Origin of the sequence: Tangfeifania diversioriginum, assembly GCF_900141875.1 — a bacterium.
Taxonomy (GTDB): domain Bacteria; phylum Bacteroidota; class Bacteroidia; order Bacteroidales; family Prolixibacteraceae; genus Tangfeifania; species Tangfeifania diversioriginum.
This window is the reverse complement of sequence record NZ_FQZE01000055.1, coordinates 1-12,161: the sequence shown is the minus strand read 5'-3', so window position 1 is coordinate 12,161 and position 12,161 is coordinate 1. Positions and strand designations below refer to the sequence as shown.

Annotated in this window: 9 protein-coding genes; 1 reads left to right on the top strand and 8 read right to left on the bottom strand. The window is 40.0% G+C overall.

The window, feature by feature from the left end; all coding sequences use genetic code 11:
- Window positions 1-439: 439 nt before the first annotated feature.
- The 4 genes from BUC07_RS19810 to BUC07_RS19790 form a co-directional block, all read right to left on the bottom strand.
- On the bottom strand, window positions 440-1,750 hold the full coding sequence (locus BUC07_RS19810; RefSeq protein WP_073173973.1) for an HlyD family secretion protein: 1,311 nt from the start codon (window positions 1,748-1,750) through the stop codon (window positions 440-442).
- A 39-nt stretch (window positions 1,751-1,789) separates the two neighbouring features.
- Complete coding sequence (locus BUC07_RS19805) at window positions 1,790-2,176, bottom strand: GxxExxY protein (protein WP_073173971.1); 387 nt, start codon at window positions 2,174-2,176, stop codon at window positions 1,790-1,792.
- Window positions 2,177-2,280: 104 nt separating this feature from the next.
- Window positions 2,281-4,479, bottom strand: a complete 2,199-nt coding sequence (locus BUC07_RS19800; protein ID WP_073173969.1) for a peptidase domain-containing ABC transporter — start codon at window positions 4,477-4,479, stop codon at window positions 2,281-2,283.
- A gap of 346 nt (window positions 4,480-4,825) precedes the next feature.
- Complete coding sequence (locus BUC07_RS19790; RefSeq protein WP_073173965.1) at window positions 4,826-5,071, bottom strand: hypothetical protein; 246 nt, start codon at window positions 5,069-5,071, stop codon at window positions 4,826-4,828.
- Window positions 5,072-5,795: 724 nt separating this feature from the next.
- On the opposite strand from BUC07_RS19790, the gene BUC07_RS19785 reads away from it, so the two are divergent.
- Entirely contained in the window at window positions 5,796-6,695 is a 900-nt protein-coding gene (locus BUC07_RS19785; RefSeq protein ID WP_139279668.1) for a hypothetical protein, read from the top strand.
- 296 nt (window positions 6,696-6,991) lie between these two features.
- Here the strand turns inward: BUC07_RS19785 and BUC07_RS19780 are convergent, their stop codons facing one another.
- The 4 genes from BUC07_RS19780 to BUC07_RS19765 all read right to left on the bottom strand — a co-directional run bounded on the left by BUC07_RS19780 (window position 6,992) and on the right by BUC07_RS19765 (window position 11,944).
- The gene (locus tag BUC07_RS19780) at window positions 6,992-8,158 is read right to left on the bottom strand and encodes a sialidase family protein (protein ID WP_073173960.1); all 1,167 of its coding nucleotides are present in this window, start codon (window positions 8,156-8,158) and stop codon (window positions 6,992-6,994) included.
- Window positions 8,159-8,178: 20 nt separating this feature from the next.
- Window positions 8,179-9,249 carry an endo-1,4-beta-xylanase gene (locus tag BUC07_RS19775; protein WP_073173958.1) on the bottom strand — a complete coding sequence of 357 codons (1,071 nt, stop codon included), beginning with the start codon at window positions 9,247-9,249 and terminating at the stop codon, window positions 8,179-8,181.
- A gap of 113 nt (window positions 9,250-9,362) precedes the next feature.
- A complete protein-coding gene (locus BUC07_RS19770; RefSeq protein ID WP_073173956.1) occupies window positions 9,363-10,703 on the bottom strand; it encodes an alpha-L-fucosidase in 1,341 nt (446 codons plus the stop codon).
- An 83-nt stretch (window positions 10,704-10,786) separates the two neighbouring features.
- On the bottom strand, window positions 10,787-11,944 hold the full coding sequence (locus tag BUC07_RS19765) for a glycosyltransferase WbsX family protein (RefSeq protein ID WP_139279667.1): 1,158 nt from the start codon (window positions 11,942-11,944) through the stop codon (window positions 10,787-10,789).
- Between the last annotated feature and the right edge of the window lie 217 nt (window positions 11,945-12,161).

Here is a 12,161-nt window from a genome sequence, read left to right as displayed (position 1 = left end):
TCGGTGTGAATGCATACTCTGCTAAAAATCGAAACCATGTCAATGAACTTATATATTATGGCACTATTGCCGCTTAATTATTTAACGAAGTATTGTATTTAAATTCGACAATAAAAATAATTTCTTACTCACGAAATTTGGAATAATCATGCCAAAAGGGATGTGGATCCAAAAAGGATTCTATAAAAAACTAAAAAACAACAAATTACAGAGGCTTTCACTTGACAAATATTCCCTTTAGAGCTTAATATTGCCGATGTGGATTACCCGAAAACATGTAGAAAAAATCCACAGTGAAAGAGGGCAGAAGGGACAGGGCAAAGGGCAAAGAGCAGAAGGGACAGAGCAGAAGAAACAGAGCAAAGAGCAGAGGGCAGGAAAGAAAGTGGGAGAAGGCAAAAAATGGAATCTCTATATAATTGCGGGAGATTTGTGCCTTTTACATTCGTTCTTTCACAACCGAAACCAGAGGCTCTACCAGCCGTTCGATAAGTCGGCGGTCTTTTGTAATAATTTCAGCTACCCCTTGCATTTCCTGGCTGAATGTAAGTTCCCTGTTATAGTTGGTTACCAGATTATTAACCAGCGAAATTTCAACCGTATAAAATGCCCCTGCTTCAGTATTCACCGGAACTTTTGAAATGTTGGTTATTTTGCCTTCCACTATTCCGAATTCCATGTGCGGATAATTATCGAGTTTAATATTAACCCGCTGTCCGGGTTCAATTTTCCCGGCACCGGCAATAGGCACCAATGCCCTGCCAATGATATCCTGCTCCTGTGTTGGCACAACCGTAAACACCACATTGCCAGAGGAAACATATTGATTGGCGCTCCACACATTTGTGAAAGTAACTTGTCCTTCAATTGGGGTTTTCAAAATAAATGCCTGTTCCCAACTTATCAGTTCATTTTTTAAATTATCATACCTTTCTTTTAAAAGGGCCAGTAACTGGTTCTCTGATTCGGCCTTTAAAATTTGCTGTTCATTTATTTGTTCCCTGAGGTTATTCATTGTCATTTGTATATTGGCCAGGTCTGTCATTGCCTGTTGGTAGGCCAGTTTTTGTTTCAGCATAGCAGCTTTCGATTTCTCGTAATCCGATTCGGAAAGCAACTGCTGCCGGAAGAGCACAGAATCGCGTGTAAATTGTCCGAATGCCAGTTCGTAATCCTGACGCAACACGCTGATTTGATCCCTTGATTTATTAAAATATACTTTATAATCCGCAATCTGCTTCTGCAAAGATTGTATCCGCTGGTCGTACGGATTAAATGTGAGAAACGTCTGGTAGCTTTTCAACTGGCTTACAAACGAAGAAAAATAGGAATGGTACTGACCAAGACTGTAATTTTCGTCGAAACTGACAAACTGAAAACTTTCAGGTGATTCAAAATAAGAATCGATTGAATCCAGCTTAAGTAATAGCCGGTAGGCATCGCTATAATTGGCCGGGTTCTCGATTACCGCCAAAATTTCACCCTGGTTAACCATTTCGTTATTTGAAACTATTAACTGGTCAATTTTTCCATCTGATTTGGCCACAATCTGCACCGGCGGATTTTCTGAAAGAATGGTAATGCGCGAAGAAATTAAATCGGGGTATTTATAAAAGTAACTACCGGCCAGCAAAACAGCGACCACAAGTAGCATAATGGTTATTCCCCAACGCACAATCCAGCGCGGTGGTGTACCCAGGATTTCCTGCACCTCGTCGGACCTTATTTCGATATTTGATTTATTTGACATTCTTTCAGACGCTGATTTTTAAGATTTATTTGAATGTAATTATGAATAGTTTTTTGAAAACACCCTTCGTTTAAACTCAGGCTCTCTTCCAAAATTAAGAAGCAAACCAACTTCTATTTCCGAAGCCTTTAAATAGTTAACCAGTTGAACTTCATGTTCCGGTGCAATTGCTTCAACAGCCTTAAGCTCGACAATAACACAATCGTTTACAACTAAATCTGCATAATAATCACCTATCACTATTCCTTCATAAAATACCTTTATACTTTTTTGACTCTCACATTTCAACTTAAGCTTATTCAATTCAATCATCATCGCTTTTTCATAAACCTTCTCGAGAAATCCATACCCCAGTTTGTTGTAAACCTGAAAATAAGCACTGATAATCAATTTTGTAATATCCGAATATTTGTAATTATCATACATAACTTTTTGATTTGAGACGCTGATCTTAATGATATTTGATCATAACCTTCATAATTATCTGCGTCCAGCCCTTCTACTCATTACTATTATCAACTTTCTGTTTCTCAACCTCCAAGCTCCAACTGATTCTTCACCAGTTCGTAATACGCTCCTTTTTTTGCTACCAGATTCTCGTGGGTGCCTGTTTCTACTATCCGGCCTTTCTCCAGCACCACAATTTTGTCAGCACTTTTCACCGTACTTAAACGGTGGGCAACAGTAACTACAGTTCTACCCTCGAAAAATCCCGAAAGTTTTTCCATGATGACTTTTTCATTATTGGCATCGAGGGCATTGGTCGCTTCATCAAAAAAGAGGTAACGCGGATCTTTATAAACCGCCCGGGCAATTAAAATGCGCTGTTTCTGTCCCTGGCTCAGGCCGGTTCCCTCCTGCCCTATTTTTGTGTTGTAACGCAGTGGCAAGCTTTCGATATATTCGCCAATATTGGCAATTTCCACGGCGCGTTTCAACTTTTCACGGTCGGGATAATCATCGGCCACGGCAATGTTGTTGGCAATGGTATCCGAAAAAATAAATCCATCCTGCATGACCACACCGCAGTTGCTGCGCCACATTTCCATATTGAACTGCTGCAAGCCAATTCCACCAATTTCAATCTTTCCTTCGTTAGGCGGATAAAAACCCAGCATCATTTTAATGAGTGTGGTTTTACCGCTTCCGCTGGCACCAACAATGGCCGTAACTTTATTTTCGGGTATTTCCAAATTAATTTTATCGAGCACCCGCGGTGATTTTGGCCCTTCGTAATGAAATGACAAATCAGTTATGGTTATCTCTTTTCTTTCAGGCAGTTCATTATTTTTCTGGACCTCAACCTGCTCTTCATCGTCACGTTGATGGATTTCTCCCAGGCGTTCCAAACTGATTTTAGCATCCTGTCCGGCGCGGATAAAACCGATAAACTCATTGATGGGACTATTGAGCTGGCCAATAATATAGATAATGGCCATCATCATACCCAGTGTCATGTCGCCTTCAATTACCGATTTGGCGGCAATAAACGAAATGAGAATATTTTTTACCTGATTAATAAAAATTGAGCCGGCCTCCTGATTCTGATTCAGCATTAAACCTTTTACGCCCACACGGAATAGTTTTGCCTGAATCCGCTCCCACTCCCAGCGCTTCTGCTTTTCGCAATTATTCAGCTTGATTTCCTGCATCCCGGTTATCAGCTGGTACACATTGCTTTGGTTGGCCGAAGCTACGTTGAAACGTTTATAATCAATTTCTTTTCGTTTTTTCAGGAATAGTAAAATCCATAAAACATACAAAGTGCTTCCGGCGTAAAAAATAAACAGGATGGTCCAGTCGTAGTAGGCCATCACAAAACTGTAAATAATAAATATGAAAATGCCGAACGACATGCTCACCAGGTTGCGCGTAAGGAAGTTTTGAATCCGCTGGTTGTCTTCAATCCGCTGGCGCAAGTCGCCAATAAGTTTGGTATCGAAAAAGCGGATGGGCAGTTTCATCAGTTTTATCAGAAAATCGGAAATGAGCGAGATACTTATCCGCACACTGGTGTGGAGCATAATCCAGCTCCGGATGAACCCCACGGCCGTTTGGCTGGCGGTCAAAATCAATTGTGCCACCAGCACCAGCACAATAAAATTGAGATTATTGGTTGAAATACCAACATCCACAATGGCCTGCGTGAGGAACGGGAAAATGAGACTGATAACACTGCCTACCAGGAACCCGAGAAGTAACTGAACAATAAGTTTTCGGTAGGGACGCAGGTAAGAAAAAAGATAGCCAAATCCCGTTTTCTTTACTTTTTCACCCTCTTCCACATAAAAATCAGAAGTGGGTTCAAGCATTAGGGCAATGCCGGCAGGTTCGCTTTCCTGCTGAGTCGAAGCCCAGAATTTTACAAATTCTTCCTCGCTGTATTTTAACAACCCGTGCGCCGGGTCAGAAACATGAAACTCCAGCTTCTTGCCCCGTTTTTTAATTTTGTAGAGAACCACAAAGTGGTTTTGCGTCCAGTGTATGATGGCCGGCAGCGGGATTTCGGTAATTTTATCGAAAGTTATCCGCACTCCCTGCGAACGGAACCCGATTTTTTCGGCGGCATCGGAAATGGTCAGCAGCGAAACCCCTTCACGGGTTTTCCAGGTGAGTTCCCGCAATGTTTCCAGGTTGTAGTGCTTCCCAAAATATTTGGCCACGATCCGTAAACAAGTCGGACCGCAGTCCATGGCATCGGGTTGCAGGTAATGCGGGAATTTTGGCATAGTTCTGTTTTGAAGGCGAAAGATAGGAAAAATAGGGATATATTGTAAAAAGACTTTCTATAAGTTGAGCTTGTTGTCATCTTTATAATTATTCCAAAACCGTAAAAATTCAATTTTGTGTTCATTCACAATTTTATAGAACAATGTAATCTGTTTGCTGATTACGAGGCGCTTTACATCAGTAAAATCAGTATCTTGAAAATCAACAATTCCCAGACTTAAGATATATTCAACATGAATTACTTCATCAATGAAGTTCTGTGCTTCTTTTTCTGACCAATTTTCCAACAAATAATCAATATTCTCATAAAAATCAAGCCTGGCTATATTGTTCCAACTATTTCCCTCATTCGAATTTTAAATTGGAGTATTTTTGTTTTGCCTCAGCCAAAACCTGTTTATGCGTCATGCTGTTTCCTGTTTTTCTTTCTTCAATAGCCTCTTCAACGGCCTTTCGCTCTTTTGGGTTTAATTTATATTTTGTTGTGGCATTTAGCAATGCCAAAATTTTATCGTAATTTCTTTTTAAATCAGCACCTGATAAATTATCAATTCTCCTGAACAAATCGAGTTTTATTTCTGCACTATTCATCTCATTAAAATTGTTTATTTCATTTGTATTCGATGCTCCAAAGGAATCCCTATGGGATAACTCTCAATGAATTTTAATTCTTCTTGTTTGTAAATTTGAAAAAATGAAAATTCATGTTCGTTTCATAACAATCAACTTTTCTGTTTTCAACAAAAATAAGGATAAGAATTTACAATCATCTTACCAATCCTTCATATTTTGTCATCACCTCATTTTACCCAACAATATTGGGTGAACATTCGAAATGACTATCTTAATAGTTTATAGTTAGCACAACGCAAGTCACCAACCCCAATGCCCTTGAAGTAGCTGATTCCTCTGATTTTTATTTAGAACAAATCTACGCTTGCAATCATTTAAAGTTTCAGTGCATTGTTGTATTTTGCACGCAATGCACACGAATCCACTATTTCGTTACCACGCATTTTAAATACAAAAAAACATTTTACTTCTACTTTGACAGATTATATGAGAGACCGATTTTTCTTATTTTTCACCCCGGCCCCAAGTGGAGAAATAAGAAAAATCTATTTGGTTCCCCTTGGGGTTTAGGGTAAAACGAATAGATTTTTCGATATTAGTGTAAAGTGTCAAAGTAGAATTACTAATAGCTGATTCAATGAATAACAAGTAAATTGAAAATTTAATGATAAAAAATTATTTATTCCTTATCCTATTGCTAACTATTTCCAGCACCGGCTTTTGTCAGCAGATTGCCCGGGAAATGGACTGGAAAGAAGGTGAAACCAAACAAATATCAATTCAACTTTCGGGACAAGAAATTAAAAATGGGAAATCCGTTAAAGACACCACTTTAACTACCGAAAGTAAAATTATAATTTCCTCAGTTACAGACAGTAGTTACTTCATAAAATTAAAAACAGAAAATCAATTGATTAATTTGGGCAGTAGCTACTATAATGATTTATTGAATGAATTTTCAGGTAATCAAAGCTTCGAAATTGATATTAAAATCAAAAAGGATTCGTTAACCTCCGAAATTATAAACAGCAAAGAATATAAGGCTAACCTGAATAAATCCCGGGCTGAAATATTGAACATATTAAAAAATAAAACCCCGGAGAAATTACACGAAGCAACCGTTCAGTTAAATGAGTTGTCATCATCGCTTGAGTCAAAAAGTGAGGCCTTACAAATAATTGACTTACTTCTCTATTCATACAAAATTCATTATTCTTTTACCGATACCCTTTATACAATGGACGCCATGGCCAATCCATTCAAGTTACAACATTTCAACGGTGCTGAGGTGAAAACTTATGTGATAAAATCCGCGGATTCAACCAACTATAATATTGTTGAAGAAAAAAGTTTTGATTTTAAGGCTTATAAAGATTTACTGGCAGGTGCCTCAAATCAGGTTTCTGGCACAATCGACAAAATGGTTGCTGACACAAGTACTACCCAAATTACTGACCAAATGAACAGAATGTTTTCTGCACTCTTAAATTCTATGGATTTTGGTGCATCAGAGAAATTGACTGTTACGCGGAAACTGGATTCATCCTGGCCTGTTAAACTTTTAAGAAAAACAGAATTTAAAATTTCAGCACCAACCAATAAATCAGCGGGTTTTGTAGAAGAATTGATGGTAATTAAGTAGGCGTTTTTAATTACCATAACGTGTCTTAAATACGCCGCGCCAAACAACAGGCCGATACTGACCTTCGAATACTTTTTCGAAAAAAATTCAGATAAAAATTGAATAAAACCAAAAAGCAGTAAAAAAGAGGTTCACAGAGAAATCAATTTCCAAATTGGTGGGATAGTGAAAAAAAAATTAAAAATCGAGGGTTACCTTTTGCCCAATTTTAGAATATACATATAGATACAAAAAATTGAAATAGCCAACCATTCAATTCAAACCTTGAAGGCTCCCTGCCTTCAGGGTTTTTTGTTTTAGTTCTCCGGCAGGAACTCTTTCCAGTGGCGGCCTTCAGTTAGCCAGGCAAGATTAAACCGCGCCATTTTTGCACCGCCATCACTTTCATAAAACAGGTAAATCCAACCTTCGGAAGACGTTCCTTTTCGGCCAGCAGTTAGCGAGGAATAAGCAAAACTGCCTTCATCCACCACGCGTTTTACCGGCCATGTTTTGCCGCCGTCGAAACTCGCCCAAACCGTTCCATTGAACCGCCGCGAAGTCCGTAATTCAAAAGGAACATCCTCATCTTTCCGGCTGGCAGGCACATCGATGTTGCTGAATAGAAGAATATCCTGCCCTTCGATAGGCAGTCGCACCAGACCGGCCATCAGTCCGTAATCGGTGTGCTGGGCACCGTCGGGCAACACTTCGCTAACCGAGAGATCTTCCCAGGTTTGGCCGCCGTCGTGACTTTTGGCGATGTAACGCCAGCGCGGATTGAGCCCGTCGGTTGATTTGTGCCGCCGGGAGTTGTAATAAAGTGTTCCGTCAGAAAGTTCTGCAATGGCTGCCTCGCCGGTTCCCATTGCCGGAAAGGGTTCGCTGGCCTGCCAAGTTTTGCCGCCGTCGTCGCTAAACATGGCATTGGTATAATGTTCGTCCCAAAATTCACGGCCGTTACCACCACCGTAAAAACGGGTTGGCCGGATGAGCCTTCCGGCGTATTCTCCCTTTTTTAAGGTAATTCCATGTTCGTTCATGTGCATGGAAGGAATGTGCCCAAGTGAATTGGGCAGGATTGTTGTTTCTTCTTCCTGCCAGGTTTTTCCATGGTCCTTGCTCTGGAAAACATGTAACGGCGCCACCGGATGACCTTCTTCCACAAAAACCAGCATGTCGCCTGTATTTTCATCCACGATAGTTCCTCCACCCTGAAAACCGGGATTGGCAATTGTTGTTTCCGGCCCCCAGGTTTTGCCGCCATCTTCGCTGCGGCGCACCCTGAAATTTTCGCGCCCCCAGGTGGCAACAACCGTTCCATCGGTAGCCACAACCACGTTGGGAAAACGTTCGTCATCAAAAATTTGCAGCACCTCAAATTGTTCTTCCCCATCTCCCCAGAAAAGATTTTTAACTGAATTGGTGCAGGAAGAAAATGCAATGCAAACGAAAAGAAGTGTTATAAATTGAAAACGTTTCATTTCTGATTTTTTCTGAAATATTATTCTGACAATCCTTCTTTAAAACCATAATAAGCCGGTTTTTTCTGCAAATTTTCGTCGTAAAGCGTAGGCCAGTCTTTCATTCCAAAGAAACCGGGAATCCATGAGGTGCGGTCATTAAAACCCCAAACAGTGATTCCGTACTGCTGATTTTCAGGAACAATGTCGCGATACATTTCCGCAATTTTGCGGTATTTTTCGCCCTGCCTCTGCAACATTTCTTCGGTCAGTTCCGGGTAAATCTGTTCTCCACCGCCGGGTTGGTCGTTGTGCCGGTTAAAAATTACATCCACTTCCGAGAGGTGAACCTGCAAACCTGTTTCGGCAGCTTTTTTCAGGTTAAGTGCAATTATTTCATCCGGAATATCCATACGGGTGTGCATTTGCAGGCCGATTCCTGAAACCGGCACACCTCTGCTTTTCAACCGGTTTATCAAATCGATGGTGGCATTCATTTTAACTGTGTCACGCTCATTATTGTAATCGTTAATAAAGAGCACCGCTTCGGGGTCAGCCTCATGTGCTGCCCGAAAGGCCTGGTCGATGTACGATTCACCAAGCAGGTTGTACCAAAACGTTTCACGCATGGTCCCGGCGCTGTCGGTAATGGCTTCATTTACCACATCCCAGCCATCCACATCATTCTTGTACTTTGAAACATAAGTGTGGATGTATTCTTTCATGAAATTTGAAAGCGAGGTGCTGTCGTGTTCCATTTCGGTGAGCCAGCCGGGTGTTCCCGAATGCCAAATCAGGCAATGGCCAAAGAGCCGCAGGTTATTGCGCCGGGCAAACGCAACCATAGTATCGACACCATTCCATCGGTATTCTCCGTGACCTGACAGCACGCTGTACATTTTCATTTCATTCTCGGGAGTAATGCTGCTAAAATCATTCACAATAATTGAACGTATCGTATCGCGGGTAGTTACCTGGCGGTAATTTACGGCCGTGCCGACATACAAACCGGTCACATCTTTTAATCCCTCATTTTCTTCTGAAGATGGGGTCTGATTGCAGGAAGTAAATAGCACGGAAATAACAAAAACGGCAGTAAATAAATGTTTCATCGTAGTTTCGTTTTATATGAAATAGTTGACTTGCAAAATATTATTTTTTAAAAAATTTCATAATTGCTGGCTAATAATTAAATGAACATTTATAATTACGCACTATGCCAATGTCAATTAAAAGCTGGAGAAGCGTAAGTTATTTTCAAAACAATGGGATTTTGCCATTTGTGGTTGTTGTAGATTCGCTGCGCGCGCACACATGAAACATACAAACCTTCTTCTTTTTGTTTGAACAAAGTAGTAGCATCCACTTTGGGTTGATATTCCACCAATTCACCTGATTGCCCCAAAACGCTAACTTCTGTTTTTTCTGAAGCAAGAACTGATTTTAAAAGAAACTCTTTTCGGACTCCTCTTGGCCAATCAGAGATTTTAGTCAGAAAGGCATAAAGGGTTTTTTCTTGAGGTCTCCAAGTAAACCAAATGTTTTCTTCATTGGGCAAAACCCATGGACTAACTTTTTCTATAGCTTCGCGATTTATGAAACTCCAAGCAGCAATTTCGCGAAGCAATGCTTCCTGCTCTTCGGGTAACTGACCATTTGGTTTTGGTCCAACATTTAATAATAAATTTCCTCCTTTAGACAGGGTTTCAATTAAAATTTCAATAAGGCGAGTACCGGTTTTGTAAGTTTCGTTTGTTGGTTTGAAAGCCCACTGAGTGCCGAGAGTAATACACGATTCCCATGGTTTATGCGATAAAAGCCTTAAAATCGATTGTTCAGGGGTTTTAATTGCACCGCGAGTTACAACAATGTTTGGTTGAAGTTCCCAGACTGTTTTTTTACATTTTTCCTGAAGAAGCCCTTCGCCACCATCAAAAAAAATTATATCAATATTACCATAATTAGTCATTAATTCAGTGCACTGCTGTTCGACTAACTCCATGTATTTTTTCATAACTGGCTCTGAAAGGGGGACTGTGAATTGCCGACGTACCTGCAACCCATTTTTATAAAGAAAGTTAAAATCTTCAGGCGAATAATAAAAACCAACTGCGAGACCGGCCTCACGCACAGCTTTTACATATTCTGCAAGTAAATCTTTTCCATAAGGTGTATTCATAATATTGAATTTAGTGGTTTGGGTATCCCACATACAAAAGCCGGAGTGATGTTTTGTTGTAAATACGATGTATTTCATACCAACCAACTTAGCCAAAATTGCAATGTTCTCTGGTGAGAATTCTTTAGGATTGAACGTTTTGGGAAGTTCGTGCACATATCGTTTTAAATAGTCATTCGAAGCACCGGCCATTGAATGGCTGATAACAATTCCAAGTTGACTATCGAAACTAAAATGGATGAACATACCGAACCCCATGTCACTGAACCATTGCAGACGATCAGGTTGATTCAGATCAATAAAATTCAGTTCGTTGGTTTCATTTTTTTGAGCATGACTAATGAAAAGAAAACTAAAAAATATGAGTAATAATATAACTTTTTTCATAGTAATTCTTATTGGATGGCTTTATAAAATAATAATTATTTGCATGCAAAAAACAATAATTATAACCCAATTATGTGAAAACATTAATCTAAATAAGGATTGTATTCATTAAGCATTACCTTTTTTACGATTTCAAGATAACTAAATCCATATTTCATGTCAGGTAAAAGGTAACTGCCTTCAATCCATTCGTTCCACGAAAAAACTGTGATGAGCTTTGGCTGTTCAGGATGTGCATCGCAATATTCTTTAGCTTTTTGCATCCAGGCGGCAAAACTTTCGGGCGATTTATTGTAATGCACCACATGCTCTTTTCCCTTGTGCGGAAAGCGTGGTGAATCGTCCCAGCCAATAGAAACATTGGGGAAATAAGGAATGGAAAGCGTTTCATCCCACTGTTCTCTTCGCTCCGTCGATTCCACTCCCCACCGGATGTAATCTTCCGGATGCGGCCCCCCCCAGTTGTATTTGGTGATGCTGTTGGTACCCAATGCTTCAATATTTCGAATCAGGTTTTCCCCTGGCGCCCCGTTGCCAATCAACTGAAGATGTAAATCAGGAAAACCGGCCTTTTGGGTTTTTTCCCTAAAGTAATCGATGGCTTTTCGGGTTTCTTCCACACTACCAAAACTTTTAACCAGGTTGTGGATACTGAAAACGGAATAAACCGGGCACCCATCAATTTTGAAATAGTTGGGCTGGCTGAAATAATTTTCAATGACCCGGTCCACAATAATTTTAAAATTATCCCAATCCACAGCGCCTTCCCACATGATGGACGAATCGTCGGTAAATTCATGCACGTTCCAGTAGTTGCGACGCACATCGTGGTTGGCCCACATGAGGTAAAACTGTATTTTGTCCCTGTTTTTTGCTCTCAGAAAACCATTATTCAGCGAACTTTCTAAAAATGGTCCCTCATCGAACCAGTACCAGTCAAAAATAAACACATTCACGCCGTGATCTGTGGCAGCGTCAATCCATTTTTCCATCACCTTCGGATCATCATCCGGTTCGTAACCCCAAAGCGGAACCTTAGGCTGGTAATGGCCTTCAAAACGCGGATTGCCTTTTTTGATGATTTCCCATTCACCCTTTCCTTCGGGCCACAGCATATCGCCAAAACGCTCGTCGTGGTGGCACGAGGGCCAAACGTAAGCAGCAATGTAATAATCATTACCAGATTTTTCAACATTCACTTCATTTTCTTGTGCGCAAGAGATAAATTTGATCGTCAACATTAGAAATAATACTATGTCGAACTTCAAATTGAATACTTTTATATTTACCATAAGATTAATTTATTAAAAATTCACAATGAGAACTTCATTTAAAAGTTTACTTTAGATTTTTTTAATGTAATTTAGGGTTTGCTGAAAAACTAACGATTTATTTTTAATAGGCATTGTTCAACTCCGTTATTAGCAGGTTGAAAATTCACTAATAATTCCATTGTCT